Origin of the sequence: Corynebacterium appendicis CIP 107643 (genome assembly GCF_030408415.1) — a bacterium.
Classification (GTDB): domain Bacteria; phylum Actinomycetota; class Actinomycetes; order Mycobacteriales; family Mycobacteriaceae; genus Corynebacterium; species Corynebacterium appendicis.
The window spans coordinates 1159084-1175249 of sequence record NZ_CP046976.1 but is presented as its reverse complement, the minus strand read 5'-3'; the positions used below and the strand labels follow the sequence as shown (position 1 = coordinate 1175249).

Sequence of the window (16166 nt, the reverse complement as noted above, 5' to 3'; positions counted from 1 at the left end):
TTTACGTGACCAGCCGATTACTTCAATCACCCGACCGTGCGGTAATCTATCCGACGTTCCGCGTACGGCATGCCCCCGCATGCTCCGCACGATGGACAACGGGCTGTGGCGCAGTTTGGTAGCGCACTACACTGGGGGTGTAGGGGTCGCAGGTTCAAATCCTGTCAGCCCGACCATTTTCTCCCGCACCATTTCACACGGTGTGGGATTTTCACTTGCCTCGCACGGTTCTCCGCCGGGGGGTGACTCCGGCTGGACCGGAATATAGCCACCCAAAAGTTGCGTATGATCGGTTCTTAAAACCAGCACGTCATCACCCTTTCTGGGCTCAATGAGGAAGGATCCGGTCATGGTTACCCGGACGCAGCAAGGCGCGAGGTTGAACAAGGCGCGCTACGTCGCACCCGATGTGGCGCGAGGGCTGGCGCTGCTCGGCATTGTGATTGCGAATGTGCCGACGAACTGGCTCGCCACCCAGGACGCGGCGCACTCGGGCTTCTTCGGCGGCACGGGGTCTGATCCGAGCATGCTCGACAAGATCCTGATCGTTTTTCAGGCGATGTTCGTCCACGTGCGCGGGTTGTCGATGTTCTCCGTGTTGCTGGGTGTGGGCATCGGCATGATCTTGGGCAGCCTGTGGCGGCGCGGTTTCACCAACCGCGCGGCGAAGAAGGTGATCGCCAAGCGTTATTTCTTCCTCTTGTGTTTCGGTGTCGTCCACCTGATCTTCTTCTTCCCCGGCGATATCCTCACCGCCTACGGCATCTGCGGCATGATCACCGCCTTGCTCATCGGTTGCAGCGACAGGATGCTGAGAATCATTGCGGGCATCATGCTCGGCTTGTGGTGCGCGTGGTGTGCGCTAGGAGCGCTCATGATCTTCATCGAGGGGCCAGGGGCACCAACGCTCACCATGGATATGTTCTACGGGGAGGTCAGCGCCACCTACGCGGAGCAGATCCACAGGGGCTTGGAAACCTTGCAGGGAATTGCGTTTCCGACGATCTCGATCTTGCCCATGATTCTCCTCGGCTTCGTGTGGGGCCGGGAGCGCGTCATGGAGGACGTCGATAGGTACGCCACACGTCTCTGGAGCTGGGTGGTCGTCACGCTGCTCGTCATCCTGTTTGTCGGCATCCCGTTCGGCCTGTCGTCGGTGGGTGTGCTTCCATACGAATGGGAGCCAGGCTTCGCTATTCTCAATCAAGCCTTCGGCCGCCTCACCGGACCGGGCATCCTCGCGGCGGTGATGTTGGCGATGCGCCCGATCCAGCGCCGCATCGCTCACGGCGAGCCGATCCCGGAATGGCTCAGCGCATTCAATGCCCTGGGCAAGCGTTCGATGACGGGCTACCTCGGGCAGACCATCATCCTGTTCCCCGTCACCGCCGTCTTCCTGCTCAATACCGGGCACGGATGGCCCATCGCCGGGCAAATGATCTTCGCCACGGCTGTGTGGCTGGTGACCCTTCTGGTCACATGGCTGATGGAACGCCGCGGCATGCCAGGTCCGTTCGAGAAACTCCACCGCACGATGTCCTACGGGAAGAACGGACTGCCGCAGCACTACGAGCTCACGCACAAAGAACTCGAGCGAGGCCCTGAGCGGATCAAGACGGGCTACAAGCAGAAAGTGGACGGCACCTGGCAGGTCGCGCTGCCGGCACCCTACCCCAGCGTGTCGCGGTAGGACACACCGAAAAAGTCGAGGATCTCGCGGGTGGCGAAGTCGTCGGCGGTGTTCTCCCCCGGCCCCTTGTCGCCGTCGGCTCCCGGCCAGATGTGGGTGCTGCCATCCAAGCGGTAATGGCGCAAAGCGGCGTCGCACCGCTGCCAGATGAATTCCTCGCCAGGTCGCGAGTACTCCGCAACATTCGGCTCAGGCGCGCAGTGGTTGCGCTCGGCGGCTTTCTCCATCACTTGACTCACGGGCATGTAGTCGGCGCCGTGGCGCACGCCGCCGTCGTATTTGATGGTGTTGTCCTTGGTGCCGTGGAAGTCGATTTGCTTTGTCGGGATCGGCGCGCAATCCTCGAAGACCTCGTCGTAGTAGGCGGCGGACACCGTGGCAATGCCAGTGAGCTGGTGGGACCGGTGGCAGGCCGTATATGCCGCGAATCCGCCGCCGTTCGAGTGTCCAGCGGCGAAGACCCGCGCCGGGTTCACGGGGTATTTGTCCAGCATCTCCCGACGCACCGCATCGAAGAACGCGAGGTCCTCGTCACCGGATGTTGTCGCGTACGGCGCTGGAGCCCACGCGGTGTTGACGCCCTGCATGTACACGACCACGGCGTTCGCCTTATTCATCTCCGTGATCCGGCGCATGGAGTCGTCGGTCATTTTGTAGCCGTGGAAGACGAAGATCAGCGGCAAGTTCTCGCGTTCCTCGACATTCGGCGGCGTGGTCACCATGTACTCGCGTTCACGGGAACCGATCGTTGTGGTCTGCGCGAAAGTGCTCGGGTCGCCGGAGAAATCCGCCTCGACTTCGGCCAACTCCTCACGCGCTTCGTTTGCTGCGTCCGTGACCTGGAGGTCTTCCTTTTTCTCCCCGCATGCGCCGAGCGCCGAGATCGAAAGCAGGGCCACCGCGAAAGCGGCAGCTGGGCGGATACGGCGTTTCACGGGAGTGGGAGTCATCCTTCGGTCGCTAGCGATCAATGCGGGGGTGATTGGAGGGGCTCGCTGGCCAACCTACGCCATCGTATAAGCCAAGAGTGTTTTTCGCGATGCGCGCCGCACGCGTTCACAGTGAATTCACCCGCCACGCGCAAGCAGGTAGATTTCACGACATGGACACGCACCCGGAGCCGCGACATTTCACCCCCAGCGGCAAAGAATCGCCGGGCTTCGCCAGCGCCGCCGCACGCGTGTACACCGCGGGCGCGTTCACGTCCGGATCCGACGATTACGACGACGTGCGCCCAACGTATCCAGATAAGGTCGCAGAACTCGTCGGTAGCGCCCATTCGCTTATCGACGTCGGCGCCGGCACCGGAAAACTCACCTCCACGCTGATCAAACCTGGCCGCGAGATCTTCGCTCTTGACCCCTCCCAGAACATGCTCAAGGTGCTGCGCGCCCGCCATCCGGACACCCTGGTGTGGCGAGCCACAGCGGAGGCGACCGGTCTTGCGGATGACACCGTCGACGCCTATGTCAGCGCGCAGACGTGGCACTGGGTGGACACGGCAGCAGCGAGCGCCGAAGCGGATAGGGTCGTCGCCGACGGCGGATCGCTGATGCTGTGCTGGAACACGCTCGACGTCTCCCACCCGTGGGTGCTGCGCCTGTCGCGCATCAGCCACTCAGGCGACGTGCACCGCGAAGGCTTCTACCCCGCTGTCAGTGCGCCGTGGACGCTTATCGACGAGCTCCGCATGCGCTGGTTCCAACCCGTCACGCCCGAGCATCTCTTCGCGTTGGCCCGCACCCGTTCCTATTGGCTCCGCGCCAGCGACACGACGCGCGCCAAAGTGACCGAGAATCTGCGCTGGTACCTCTACGAGCGGCTTGGTTTCGACGAAGGCCAGCCGATCCCGCTTCCCTACCGCACCGACGCTTTCCTTTACCGCCGCTAGCCTCCGGTAGCTCTGGTAGCCGCCGTTGTCTTCCGCGGTCAGTCGAGCGTGGGGATGCCGAAGAAGTCGAGGACCGTCTCGGTGACATCGATGCCGCGGTGTTGCGCCCACACGCCGGCCGGCCATTCGTGGCCCATGCCTTCCACCGGAATGTGGTCGGCGCGGGCGTGGCCCCCATTGCGACCGCGGAACGCGTCGGTGATCTCCTGGGCCGGCCGAATCAGGCCGAGGGAGCCGCGGTCCTGGCCGCCGTACGGCACGACATCGTCCCAGGTTCCGTGGATATTCAGGTAGTCGATCGGCGCGCCGGACTCAATCGTCTCGATGTCGGTGCGGATCGCACCGGCCACGGTCGCCACGCCGGCGTATGCCTCCGGCGCATTGACCGCGAGCTCGACGACGAATCCGCCGCCGTTGGAGAATCCGGCGAGGTAGATACGGTCTCGATCGACGGGATAGGTGGCAGTAATGTCGGCGACGACGGCATCGATCAGCGCTGTGTCTTCCTCGATCGTGGTCACGGCGTACGGCGCGGGGCTCCATGCTAGGCCCTGGCCGGTGGGCGCGGCGACAACGGCGTCGGCGGTGCCCAGATCGGTGCCGATGAGGAAGTCGAGGCCGTTATCGCCCTTGCCGTGGACCGCGAGGATGACCGGCACAGGCTCAGCAGAGTCTCCGCCGGCACCCTCGCAAAGGGATGCGGGCACTGAGCACTGGTAGGACCGCTCGATGCCGTCCACCGTCACGGTGCGTGCGAACCTGCGGCTTCGGCTCAGGTCGGCCTTGTCGGGCATCGGGCGTGCGTCCTTTCCTCGTCGGTGCGTGTCCTAGCGGCGGCGCGGGTTACGCTCGCGCACGCGGACGGCGAAGCGCACGGGCGTGCCATGGTAGCCGAACTGCTCGCGGAATTTGCGCTCCAGGTAGCGGCGGTAGCTGCCGTCGAGGAATCCGGTGGTGAACAAAACAATTGTCGGAGGCCGGGTGCTCACCATGGTGGCGAACAGGACCTTCGGCAGGCGGTTGTTCTTCATCGGCGGCGGGTTCGCCGCGATCGCCTCGCGCATCCAGTTGTTCAGCTGGCCGGTGGAGATGCGCTTGTCCCAGTTCTCCAGGGCGGTGATCATTTCCTTTTCGAGACGGTGCAGGCCGCGGCCCGTCTCGGCGGAGATATTGATCTTAGACACCCACGGCAGCTGGTTGAGCTGCAGGTCGAATTCGCGGTCGAAGTAGTAGCGCCGGTCCTCGTCCATGAGGTCCCACTTGTTGAAGGCGATGACCATCGCCTTGCCCGCCTCGAGGACCATGGAAATCACGCGCTGGTCCTGCTCGGTGATCTCCTGGGAGGCGTCGATAAGCACGACGCAGACCTCGGCGGCATCGATGGTGCCGCGTGTGCGCAGCGACGCGTAGTACTCGTGCCCCGTGGCGTTCTTGACCTTCTTGCGCAGGCCCGCGGTGTCGATGAAGCGCCACAGACGCCGGTCGAGCTGGATCAGCTCGTCCACCGGGTCGACGGTGGTTCCGGCGACGTTGTCCACGACGGCACGCTTCGACTTGGAGAGCTTGTTCAGCAGGCTGGACTTGCCCACATTCGGCTTGCCGACGAGCGCGATGCGGCGCGGTCCCTCGGTGATCGAGCTCGCGGCCTTCGGCATCTCGGGGAAGACCTTGACGATCTCGTCGAGAACATCGGCGCCGCCCCGGCCGTGGAGCGCGGAGACCGGCCATGGGTCGCCCAGGCCGAGCGAGTAGAACTCGGCGACGTCGCCCCACTGGGACTCGGACTCGAATTTATTGGCCACCAGCAACACCGGAACGTCGGAGCGCTGCAGGTTGCGGGCCATGAACGCGTCGGAGTCGGTGACACCGACGTGCGCGTCGACGACCATGACGATGACGTCGGCGTCGTCCATCGCCGCCTCAGACTGGTGCGCAATGGACGCGTGGATCCCCTTGGCATCCGGGTCCCAGCCGCCGGTGTCCTGCACCCAGAAGCGCTGGCCGTTCCAGTCGGCGAGGTAGCTCACGCGGTCGCGCGTGACACCCGGGTGGTCCTCGACGACGGCTTCGCGGCGGCCGAGGAAACGGTTGACCAGAGTGGACTTGCCCACGTTGGGCCGGCCGACGATCGCGACGGTCGGCAGGGCCTCCTCGATGTGGCCGTCGGGGTTGATGCCGAAGGCCTGTCCGATCTCCTCCCACTCCTCGTCGGTGTACTCGTGGTCTTCCGAGTCGGAGTCGTGCTCTTCATCGTCGCCGAATTCCGCGGGGCCGAATTCGGACTCACCGTAGTTCTCGCCGTCGAAGCCCTCGAATTCGTCGCCGAATTCCTCGTCGATATCGGCTTCGTAGGCCTGCTCGTACGCCTCGTACTCGGAGACGACCTCGCCGGCGTAGTCCGCGGGGTTGAACTGGGTGTACTGGAACTCGGTTTCAGGCTCGGTGTTCGCGCCGCGCTCGTCGCGCGGCCGGTTTTGTTCGTTCTGCTCCGTCATCGCGCGCTCCTTTCGATCAGGGAGATCAACGCGCCTAGGACCTCGACTTTGTCCATCTCGGAGGTGTCGATGATCTTCGCGTCGTCCGCCGGGCGCAGCGGGCTGGTCGCGCGCGAGGAGTCGAGCTCGTCACGGCGGATCACATCGGCCAGCACAGTGTCGTAATCGGCGTCGCGGCCGGCTGCGATGTCCTGGTTGTAGCGGCGCGTGGCCCTAACCTCCGGGGAGGCGGTGAGGAAGGCCTTGGCCGGGGCGTCGACAAGCACCACGGTGCCGATATCGCGGCCCTCGACGATCGCGCGGTGCGCTTCACGCGCGAGCTTACGCTGCAGCTCGACCAGGTTGGTGCGGACCTCCGGGATGGCGGAGACGGCCGAGACATTCTGGGTGACCTCACGGCCGCGGATCTCGCCCGCGACATTCTCACCGTCGAGAATGACCTCGGTGGAATCCGGGTCGTCGGAAATCTCCAGCGGAAGATCGCGCGTGGCATCGATGACGGCGTCGGTGTTGCCCGGGTCGATGCCCGCGCGGAGCACGGCGAGCGTGGCCACGCGGTACATTGCGCCGGTATCGACGTACTTCGCGTCCAGCTGCTTCGCGAGCGCGCGGCACGTCGTCGACTTGCCGGTGCCGGACGGTCCGTCGACAGCGAGGACCAGCCCGCCGTCGGGCATATTGGACAGGGCCTTGGTGTTGTTGGCGTTATCAGTGCCAGCCATTACATATCCACCGCCTTGTAAAGCGCCGTGAGCTCGGAATCGTTCAGGGCGCGCATTGCACCGGGTTTGAGTTCGCCGAGCTGGACCGTGTGAATTTTCGTGCGCACGAGGCGCTGCACCGGAAAACCGGCCGTCTTGAGCATGCGGCGCACCACGTGCTTGCGTCCCTCATGGATCTCAAGTCGGACCAGTGACTGCCCCTGGTATGTGTCCACGATCTGCGCGTAGTCGGCCTTGGCAATGCCGTCGTCGAGCTCGATGCCCTTTTTCAGCTCGCGGACGAGCGCAGGCTTCGCTTCTCCGAGGACAGTGGCCAGGTATGTCTTAGCCACCTCGTACTTCGGGTGCATGAGCCGGTTGGCCAACTCGCCGTCGTTGGTGAGCAGCAGCAAGCCCTCGGTGTCGGCATCGAGACGGCCGACGTGGAACAAGCGCTGGCCCGACACGATGCGGTCGGCGACCAGGTCGCCCACGCACGGGCGGCCCAGGTCGTCTTCCATGGTGGTGTGCATGCCTCGGGGCTTATTCAGCGCGAAGTACTGGTGCTCCTCGCTGACGTTCACGCGCACACCGTCGACGCGGATGATGTCCACGTTCGGGTCCACGCGCACGCCCTGCTTACGGATGATCTTTCCGTTGACCTCGATGCGGCCCTCGTCGATCATCACCTCGGAGTGGCGGCGGGATGCCACACCTGCCTGCGCGAGAACCTTCTGCAGGCGGATCCCCTCGTTAGCTTTTCGCTTCGGGGCGCGGCGGGACCTACCGTCCTCATCGCCGTCCTCGATAGCTTTGCCCAGCGGGGCGACGGGATCTTCGCGCTCGTCCCACCAGTTATCGGCGAGCGGATGCGGTTCCTGGTTTTCGTCAGCGGCTTCTTCTGCGTTTTTCTCGGCGTTCTCGCGCCGTTTGCTCAGGCTGACGTTCTGGTGCTTTGCGGGTTTCGCGTTGGAGAGATAGAACTTCTCGTCCTTGGTTGTGTCCGGTGTGCCTTCTCGGCGAGCGGGTGGAGTCATGGCTCCCTAAACTACCAGCTCTCCTCGATGGAATCGACTTCCGGAAGCAGCGGCGCCAAGTCCGGAAGACGGTCGAGTGAATCGATGCCGAGCTGCTCCAAGAACAGTTCAGTGGTGATGTAGCGGTGGGCTCCCGTCGCCTCGTCTGGATCGACTTCCGCGATGAGTCCACGCAGGGTCAGCGTCCGCATGACGCCGTCGACGTTCACGCCGCGGACGGCGGCGACCTGCGCGCGCGTGACCGGCTGACGGTACGCGACCACGGCGAGAGTCTCCATTGCGGCGCGGCTGAGCTTGGTGTGCGTTCCATCGACGAGAAATGCCTCCACGGCATCCGCGTTACCGTTCCGCGTGTACAGGCGCCAGCCCTCGGAAGTCTCGCGCAGGTCCATGCCCGAGCCGCGCTCGTCGAGCTCGTCCGCCCACTCTTGCAGGCACGCAGTGACGTCCTGCTCTCCCGCATTCAATGCGCCCGCAATATCCGCCGCCAACGCCGGGGTGTCGATGACCAACAGGATCGATTCAATCTGGGAGCGCAGCTGGCTCACCATGGGGAGCGCTGCTGGCCGCGACTGATCTGTCTTCTCTTCGGTTGGCGCGTTATCGCCCATAAGCCTCTCTCCTACTCCCAGTTCGCTGCCGCTACCACCGCGGGATCGACGTCTTTGCCCGTCCACGAGATATCCAGCTGTCCGAGGGCCTCTACCTGTTGGGCGTCGATGGCGTGGGCCTTGTAGAGCTCCAGCACGGCGAGGAAGCGGCCAACGATCTCCATTGAGCGTGTGCAGTCTCGTGTGAGCGCGGTGAAAGTGAGCCAGTGCTGCGCACCGGCGAGTTTGAGCGTGTCCAGCAGCTTGCCTGCCTGCTCCGGCACGGAGACCGGCTGAGTGTGCAAGTGGTCGACCCGGACCTCTTCCGGTGGTTTCGGGCGGAAGACGGACGCGGCGAGCTCGGCGAATGAGCCGGGCGTGTGCCCGAGCGACACTGGAGGCAGGACGTCGGCAAAGCTCTCCTCCATGCCGACGGCGCGGGGATAGCGGCGACGGGCGCTCGCTTGCCAGCGTTCGAACTGGTCGGCCACCTGCTGGTACGCGCGGTACTGCAGAAGACGCGCGAACAACAGGTCGCGGGAGGACAGGAGCTCGAGGTCCTCTTCGTCATCGTCACCGTTGCGCGGCAACAGGCGCTGCGCCTTCAAATTGAGCAGCGTCGCCGCGGTGACGAGGAATTCGGTGATCTCATCTAGCTCCGCTGTCTCTCCCAACTGCTTGACATAGACGATGAACTCGTCTGTGACCTCCGCCAGCGCCACCTCGGTGACGTCCAGCTTGCGGGAGCTGATCAGGTTGAGCAACAGATCGTAGGGTCCCTCGAAATTATTGAGCACGAGAGTGAAGCCGGTGATCTCCGGCTGGTAACCCTGGCCCGTGTATGCGGGGTCTTTGGAATCGATCGGTTTCGCCGTGGTCATAACTCAGTGAACCTCACGCGACAACAGCAGGCGCTGTTTACGAGGTGCGCTCGATGACCTCGAGGGCAAGGTTGCGGTACTGCTCCGCGCCGGGCGAATTCGGTGCCCACGTGATGATCGGCTCGCCGGCCACGGAGGTCTCCGGGAAGCGGACGGTGCGGGTGATCACTGTATCGAAGACGCGGTCGCCGAACACCTCCACCACGCGGTCCATGACCTCGCGCGCGTGGGTAGTGCGGCGGTCGAACATGGTCACCAGGATGCCCACGATGTCCAGGTCGAAATTGATGCGGTCGCGCACCTTCTCCACCGTGTCGGTGAGTAGTGCGAGCCCGCGCAGAGAGAAGTACTCGCACTCCATCGGGATGATGACTCCCTGCGAGCACGCCAATGCGTTCACGGTGAGCAGGCCGAGGGACGGCTGGCAATCGATGATGATGAAGTCGTACTCGCCCCGCACCGGGCGCAGCGCACGACCGAGGGTCTGCTCGCGTCCTACCTCGTTGACGAGCTGGATTTCCGCGGCGGACAAGTCGATATTCGCCGGAACCATATCCAGGCCGGAGACATTCGTGTGCTTGATCGCGGCGTGGATGGACGAGGTGTTGTCCAGCATCAGGTCGTAGACCGTCACCTGGTCCTCGTCGTGCGAGATATTCAGGCCCGCGGACAGCGCACCCTGCGGGTCCAAGTCGACCAGCAGCACCTTACGGCCCTGTTCCGCCAGGCACGCGCCCAAGTTGATCGACGAGGTGGTCTTGCCCACGCCACCCTTCTGGTTGACCATCGAGATGATCGTCGCGGGGCCATGCTTGTCCAGGGGCTTCGGCTGCGGGAATTCACGCAGCGGCCGACCTGTCAGCCCGACCTCCGTCTCCGAAGCGCTGAAAAGTCCGTCTTCTGTCACCGCCACTCCTTCGTTTCCCGCGTGCGTCAACGCGAACGATGCGCCTTGCTGTTGATGGTCATCTTACACGGCTGTCATTTGTCCGCAGTCACGAACGGGGATGCGACGAAGTCCATACTTCACGCAAGTTTTCTGGTGTGACGTGGGTGTATATCTGAGTCGTCGTGACAGAGGCATGGCCGAGCAACTCTTGGACCGTACGCACGTCTGCCCCACCCTCAAGCAGGTGGGTGGCGAACGAGTGGCGCATCGTGTGCGGGGAGATCGCTTTGTCGAGGCCGGCGCGCGAAGCCGCGTCCTTGATGATCGTCCACGAGCTCTGCCGGGACAGCGCCCCGCCACGCTTATTCAAGAACACGGCATGGGACTTGCCGGTCGTCAACGCCGGCCTGCCGCGCACGAGGTAAGCCTCGAGAGCCCGTTGCGCCGCGCCGCCCACGGGCACGATGCGCTGCTTATCGCCCTTGCCCGTGACTTTGATGAAGTCGCGGGTCTCCGCGATATCGTCCACGACCAGCGCCAGGAGCTCGGATATACGTGCACCGGTGGCGTAGAGCACCTCGAGCAGCGCCTTATCGCGCAACTGCGCGGGAGTCTCGTCGGGGCAAGCGTCGAGAAGCTTGCCCACCTCGTCGATGGTGAGCGTGTCCGGTAGCTTCTCCCCCACCTTCGGCGGTGACACTCCTGCCGCGACATCGGCTGCGACAGCTCCTTCGCTCACCGCGAATTTATGCAGGCCACGCGCGACGACAAGCGCACGGCTTGCCGACGACGCCGCCAATCCTTTCTTCCCGTCTCCCCCACGGCGCAGATCCGCGACATAGTCTTCAAGGTCCGTCGACGCGACCTCGCCCAGGTCTGTTATGCCTGCGTCCTCGAGCCAGTCCAGGTAGCGCTCCACATCGCGGCGGTAATTGCTCAGCGTGTTGGGGGATACTCCGCGCTCGACGGCGAGGTGGTCGAGCCATAACTGCCCGACCGTGCGTGCGTCCACTGGTGACCTTCAGTTTCGTGCTTGCTAGTTCTGGATCTTCTTCATGTCGGGCGTGATTCCCTGTGCACTGCGGCGCTCCGGCATGTGCGTGGGACGAAGCTCGAACGGTGTGTCCGTGCTGCGCGCCTCCGTGCGTCCTGCCAGTACCTCGGAGGCCGAGAGAATGCCTGCGATCGCGATCGAGTTAGAGATCCTTCCAGCCATCACGTCCGCGCGGGCTTCATCGAGGGGCACCCACGCGAACTCCATGTCCGCCTCCTCGTCCTCGGCCTCCGGGCGCTCCGTCTCGCTGAGCCCGGTGGCCAGGAAGACGCGGACAGCTTCTTCGGCGAAGCCCGGCGAGGTGACCAAGTCCACCAGCACCGACCAGTTCTCCGCCTCAAGCCCTGCTTCCTCGACGAGTTCGCGCTTCGCGGTGGTGAGAGCGTCCTCACCGTCGAAATCGAGCAGGCCCGCCGGAAGCTCCCAGAGGCGGCGGCCGACGGTATGGCGGTACTGCTCCACCATGGCGATGCGATCGTTCTCGTCGACGGCCACGACAGCGACGGCGCCGAAGTGCTCCACCACCTCGCGCGTGGCCGTCGTGCCACCTGGCATGGTGACGGTGTCGCGGCGGAGGGCGAGAATCGGAGCGTCGATAAGCAACTCCGAATCCGTGACCTTGAATTGGTGGCGCTGTGCGGAATCAGACATGGTGCCCACGATAGCGCCGCGACTAGTTCTCGCGGCGCGGCGCCGGCTTCGGCGCAGGCATCTCAGCGTTCGCGTTTGACGCCGAACCGTATGCCCCGGAACCGCCGTTGATTTGCTCGGCCAGTGCCAGAACGGTGGAGATGCGGCCGGTCTCGGACTCCAGCGAATCGACGGTGGAGACCTTCGACTTCTCGTCGGAGCGCAGCTGCGCGATCGAGCCCTTCTCGGCTGCGGCGCCACGGCGACCAGCGAGCACCACTGCGTCGCCCTTCGAGTCGAGCGCGCGGGCGAAGTCGGCCATCACGGTAGCGGAGTAGGCGTTGCTTTCGTCCTTGTTGTTCTCGGCCTCGTCCTCGTTGAGGGCGCCTCCGGTGACCAGGATGATGCCCTGTGCCGGGGTGATCGTGCCGTCCTCGTACTCGATGAACCCGGCGTCGCGTAGTGCCTGGAGCACCACAGCCCGGTCGTCGACGGTGGCCAGCGGCTGGTCGCCTTTCGGGTCGAACATCAACGCTGCCCCGAGGGATTCGCCGGCGTGGACACCGGGTGCCTGGTTGTCAACGGAGAGCTGCGCGCCGGCCGGCAGAGTCGTGGCAATGACCGATCGAAGCTCGTCCGCTCCCTCTGCGGACAGGAATTTATCGGTGAGCGTGATCTGGCCCGAGCCAATTCCGCCAGCCTGTTTGGCCAGCCAGCTGGTCACGTCCACATCGTCGGCGTTGGCGTCCGGCGTGCGGATGATCATGAACGGACGCTGATCGAGCGCGCCGTTGACGATCTCGGTGGAGGTGTTTCCGAGCAATGCGTTGGCCGCGTCGACTTGGCGCTGTGACGCCTCATCTGTGGCAGTGCCGCTTCCGGCCTCGCCGGACGAGCTGCCCGTGATGTTGTTGAAACTGTTGTCGGCGATCGGCGCCATGGACGGTGCGACGACGAGCGCGCCCAATGCAATGCCGGCTGCAACGCCCCACGCGAGGCCGCTTGCCACCAAACCCGGTGCTCCGGTCTTCTTCTTCGGCATGTTGAAGCGATTCCTCTCTTTTAGCGCGAGAACAGGTTCTGAACTGTCAGGGCGAAGTTATTCCACGTGTCGATGAGGTTGTCCACGAACGAACCGTTGCCCACCAGACCGACAATCAGGATCACGGTGGCGACCGCGACGAGCAGGCCGAGGATGGCCCACGCCCACGCGAGCCCCGCACCGGAGGAAGACTTCGCGTAGAGGTTCTCAATGACGCGGGAGTCGACGATGCGGTTGCCGGCCTTCAGACGGGTGAGCATTGCCGCCGGGGTCGCATCCTCGTCGCCGGCGAAGATGCGGTCGAGGTCGAGCCCGTCGCCGACGGTGACGATGGTCTCTGCATCGTGGAATACAGCGAGCAGGATGGCGAGATCAGTCGGAGAATCCGTCGCAGCCGGGAAGGTCACGGCACCCACGCCCAGGTCCTGAATTCGCTCCAAACCAGCGGCATGTCCGTCCGGGTCCGCCGGAAGAATCACGCGGGCATCGCCGCGCAGGTTGTCGTTGGAGATGTCCGCCGGGTCGCCGACGATGAAATCACAGGAGTACCCGCTATCCAGCAGCGCGTCCACCGCGGCTCCAACGCCGATGATGACCGGCTGGAATTCGCGGATGAAGTTGCGCATGGGTTCCACGCGCTCGCGGGTGTTCGCAGTCGGGCTGACGATGAGAACCCTGCGCCCCTCCATCGCGTCGCCGAGCTCGGGCACGCCGACGCCGTCGACAAGCAACGGCGATTCGGTGTGGATGAACTCGATCGAATTGCCGAAATACGCCTCCATGTGGTCGACGAGGTGCTGCTGCGACTCATCGAAGGAGCTGTCGGCCAATGCACGGTCGACAGCGTCGGCCTGCGCGATAGGCTTCTTACCGGCTCGCACCTCGCCGTCGGCGGTGACGGAGCCCTTCTTACCGTCGCGGAAAGAACCGCGGGTCGCTGCACCGGCGTTCTCCAGCAGCGGAATACCGGCGTCGAGCAGCAGCTGCGGCCCGTAATTGGGGATATTACCCGTGGAGAACTGCGCGATATTGACCACTGCGGAGGGATGTTTTTCGACGAGCGCCTGCGCCTCACGGCGGCTCATGTCCGGCGCGTCGACGATGGCGATATCCCCTTCGTGGAACCTGCGCATGCCCTTACCCTGCGGGGTGCAGTCGCGCAGGGAGCCGGTGATCGTCTCAGTGATGACCGTAGTGTCGGCGGTCTTCTTGACCGGGTTGTCTACCGTCTGCCTGGTGGACGTCTCGACTTTCTTAGCTGGCTTCTCGGCAGTTTTCTCAACTGTCTTCTTGGCTGGCTTCTGCGCAGTCTTCTTCTCCGGCTGCGCCGTCACCTTCGTACTGCTGGATGCGCTGCCGGAGGTGGATGCCTTCGTGCCGTTCTTGTCGGCGGAGGGAGTACGGGAAGTTGAGCTCATGGCTAACGATTCTGCCCGTCGGCGCAGGCTATTCGGTGAAGGCGCGCGGAGAGACGTTCAAGAAAACACCGCGGGAATCGCCGAGGGAAACGCTGTGCCGGTCCAGTTATTTACGCGCGGTAGCTCTCCACGTCGGCGCGGGCCTTGTCGAGCAACTCGGCGGCGTGGGCTTTGCCGGATGCGGAATCGTCCATGCCGGCGAGCATGCGGGCGAGCTCGTCGACGCGCTCGTCGCCGTGCAGTTCCCTCACGCCTGAGGTGACTGCCTCGTCGCCGACATTCTTGGACACGTGCAGGTGGTTGTCGGCATAGGCGGCGACCTGCGGCAGGTGCGTCACCACGATGACCTGGTTGTTGAGCGCCAGGCGCGCCAGCCGGCGGCCGATTTCCACGGCCGCGCGTCCACCGACACCGGCATCTACCTCGTCGAAGACCAAGGTGGCTCCGCCGCGCTGAGCGGAGAGAATCACTTCGAGAGCCAGCATCACGCGGGAGAGCTCGCCGCCCGATGCGCTTGACGCCAGCGGCTGCGGTTCCAGCGCGTCGTTTGGGGCGAGGCGCAGTTCCACGGCGTCGGCGCCAGTACGGTCGTAGTCCTGGGGCTCCACATTCACCGTGATCCGGGCCTTCGGCATCGCCAGACCGCGCAGCTCCTCTGTCACTGCATCGGCAAGTGTGGCTGCCGCGGCCGTGCGGGCCTTAGTCAACTTCTTCGCCCGCGCGACCATGGCCTTCTTGTGTTCGGCGACCTGCTTTTTCAGCTTGTCCAGCGCCTCAGCAGAAGTGTCGATCGACTGGAGGCGGGCCTGCGCTTTATCGCGCCAGGCAAGCACGCCTTCTATATCCGGGGCGTATTTGCGGGTGAGCCCCTTCAATTCCTGCTGGCGCTGCAAGAGACGCTCGAGCTCCTCCGGATCGCTGGGCAGCTCGGAAAGGTACATGCCGAGCTCACCCGACACCGAGGACAGCACCGAGGCGACCTCCCCGAGCTGCTCACCCAATGCGCGCAGCTGCTCGTCGCTCGAACCGCTCAGAGCCGACGCAGCGCGGCCGACGAGATCAGAGGCTGTGTCATCGTCGCCGCCGAATTCCCCGACAGCATCCGGGCCGTCGATGGCCACGATCGCTTCCTGAGCGGCCTCGCGCAACGCATCCACGTCCTGCAGACGGTTGACGGCTGTGACCAGCTCGGCATCCTCCCCGACCTCCGGGGCGACCTCGTCGATCTCCCCCACAGCGAAGGTCAGGCGGTCGACTTCCTGGGCGAGCTCGCGGCGCTTATTCACGCGCTCCTCGAGATCTTTGGAGGCCGCCCGCCAGGCGGTGAACGCTTCGCGGTAGCTCTCCTTCAACGGGGCGATTTCAGGGTCGTATGAGTCGAGTGCATTGAGCTGCTCCGCCGGAGACAGCAGGCGCAGCTGGTCGTTTTGGCCGTGAATAGTGAGCAGTTCGCCAGTGAAGTCGGCCAGCGTCGCCGCAGGCACGGTGCGCCCGCCGAGGTGCGCCCGGGAGCGGCCGGAGGCTTTCACCGTGCGGGCGGCAAGGTATTCGCCGTTCTCGTCGGGGGAAGCACCGGTGTCGTCGATAAGCGCGACGATGCGTTGCTTGGTTCCTTCGTCGAGCGCATCCGCGTTGAAAGCTCCCTCGACGCCTGCCTTCTCAGCGCCCGTCCGGACCTTCGAGGCGTCGGCGCGGCCGCCGGTGAGAAGGCGCAGACCAGTGACCACCATCGTCTTACCCGCGCCCGTTTCACCCGTGAGCACGTTGAGGCCCGGGGCGAATTCGACGTGCGAATGCGGGATGACGCCGAGGTTGTCGATGGAGATTTCTACGAGCATGCAGACCTTG

At 64.4% G+C, this 16166-nt stretch carries 15 protein-coding genes and 1 tRNA gene; 3 read left to right on the top strand and 13 right to left on the bottom strand.

Annotated features, from left to right (window positions below):
* The first annotated feature begins 99 nt into the window (after nucleotides 1-99).
* Both CAPP_RS05765 and CAPP_RS05760 read left to right on the top strand, forming a co-directional pair.
* A tRNA-Pro gene (locus CAPP_RS05765) sits at nucleotides 100-176 on the top strand.
* Nucleotides 177-349: 173 nt separating this feature from the next.
* Nucleotides 350-1690 (top strand): DUF418 domain-containing protein, encoded by a 1341-nt coding sequence (locus tag CAPP_RS05760; protein WP_159437725.1) that lies wholly within the window; start codon nucleotides 350-352, stop codon nucleotides 1688-1690.
* Here the strand turns inward: CAPP_RS05760 and CAPP_RS05755 are convergent.
* Nucleotides 1669-2625, bottom strand: coding sequence for a CE1 family esterase (locus CAPP_RS05755; RefSeq protein ID WP_084560483.1), 957 nt, complete (start codon nucleotides 2623-2625; stop codon nucleotides 1669-1671). The genes CAPP_RS05760 and CAPP_RS05755 overlap by 22 nt on opposite strands.
* A 167-nt stretch (nucleotides 2626-2792) precedes the next feature.
* On the opposite strand from CAPP_RS05755, the gene CAPP_RS05750 reads away from it, so the two are divergent.
* Nucleotides 2793-3581: a class I SAM-dependent methyltransferase gene (locus tag CAPP_RS05750; protein WP_076598527.1), complete on the top strand. Its 789-nt coding sequence runs from the start codon at nucleotides 2793-2795 to the stop codon at nucleotides 3579-3581.
* 38 nt (nucleotides 3582-3619) lie between these two features.
* Here CAPP_RS05750 and CAPP_RS05745 read toward each other — a convergent pair whose 3' ends face one another.
* The 12 genes from CAPP_RS05745 to recN all read right to left on the bottom strand — a co-directional run bounded on the left by CAPP_RS05745 (nucleotide 3620) and on the right by recN (nucleotide 16156).
* Nucleotides 3620-4375, bottom strand: a complete 756-nt coding sequence (locus tag CAPP_RS05745) for a CE1 family esterase (protein WP_076598526.1) — start codon at nucleotides 4373-4375, stop codon at nucleotides 3620-3622.
* 33 nt (nucleotides 4376-4408) lie between these two features.
* Complete coding sequence (gene der / locus CAPP_RS05740; RefSeq protein WP_084560482.1) at nucleotides 4409-6076, bottom strand: ribosome biogenesis GTPase Der; 1668 nt, start codon at nucleotides 6074-6076, stop codon at nucleotides 4409-4411.
* The gene (gene cmk, locus CAPP_RS05735) at nucleotides 6073-6798 is read right to left on the bottom strand and encodes a (d)CMP kinase (protein WP_076598525.1); all 726 of its coding nucleotides are present in this window, start codon (nucleotides 6796-6798) and stop codon (nucleotides 6073-6075) included. The genes der and cmk overlap by 4 nt, the downstream gene beginning before the upstream one ends.
* Entirely contained in the window at nucleotides 6798-7814 is a 1017-nt protein-coding gene (locus CAPP_RS05730) for a pseudouridine synthase (RefSeq protein WP_076598524.1), read from the bottom strand. The genes cmk and CAPP_RS05730 overlap by 1 nt, the downstream gene beginning before the upstream one ends.
* An 11-nt stretch (nucleotides 7815-7825) precedes the next feature.
* Entirely contained in the window at nucleotides 7826-8425 is a 600-nt protein-coding gene (gene scpB, locus CAPP_RS05725) for an SMC-Scp complex subunit ScpB (RefSeq protein ID WP_076598523.1), read from the bottom strand.
* Nucleotides 8426-8436: 11 nt separating this feature from the next.
* The gene (locus tag CAPP_RS05720) at nucleotides 8437-9285 is read right to left on the bottom strand and encodes a segregation and condensation protein A (RefSeq protein WP_076598522.1); all 849 of its coding nucleotides are present in this window, start codon (nucleotides 9283-9285) and stop codon (nucleotides 8437-8439) included.
* A gap of 37 nt (nucleotides 9286-9322) precedes the next feature.
* Complete coding sequence (locus tag CAPP_RS05715; RefSeq protein ID WP_076598521.1) at nucleotides 9323-10192, bottom strand: ParA family protein; 870 nt, start codon at nucleotides 10190-10192, stop codon at nucleotides 9323-9325.
* Nucleotides 10193-10280: 88 nt separating this feature from the next.
* A complete protein-coding gene (xerD, locus tag CAPP_RS05710; RefSeq protein WP_076598520.1) occupies nucleotides 10281-11186 on the bottom strand; it encodes a site-specific tyrosine recombinase XerD in 906 nt (301 codons plus the stop codon).
* Nucleotides 11187-11210: 24 nt separating this feature from the next.
* Nucleotides 11211-11879: an NUDIX domain-containing protein gene (locus CAPP_RS05705; RefSeq protein ID WP_076598629.1), complete on the bottom strand. Its 669-nt coding sequence runs from the start codon at nucleotides 11877-11879 to the stop codon at nucleotides 11211-11213.
* Nucleotides 11880-11901: 22 nt separating this feature from the next.
* Nucleotides 11902-12900 carry a copper transporter gene (locus CAPP_RS05700; protein WP_076598519.1) on the bottom strand — a complete coding sequence of 333 codons (999 nt, stop codon included), beginning with the start codon at nucleotides 12898-12900 and terminating at the stop codon, nucleotides 11902-11904.
* Nucleotides 12901-12920: 20 nt separating this feature from the next.
* Complete coding sequence (steA, locus tag CAPP_RS05695; protein ID WP_234958714.1) at nucleotides 12921-14318, bottom strand: putative cytokinetic ring protein SteA; 1398 nt, start codon at nucleotides 14316-14318, stop codon at nucleotides 12921-12923.
* A gap of 110 nt (nucleotides 14319-14428) precedes the next feature.
* Nucleotides 14429-16156: a DNA repair protein RecN gene (gene recN, locus CAPP_RS05690; protein WP_076598627.1), complete on the bottom strand. Its 1728-nt coding sequence runs from the start codon at nucleotides 16154-16156 to the stop codon at nucleotides 14429-14431.
* Nucleotides 16157-16166: the final 10 nt, after the last annotated feature.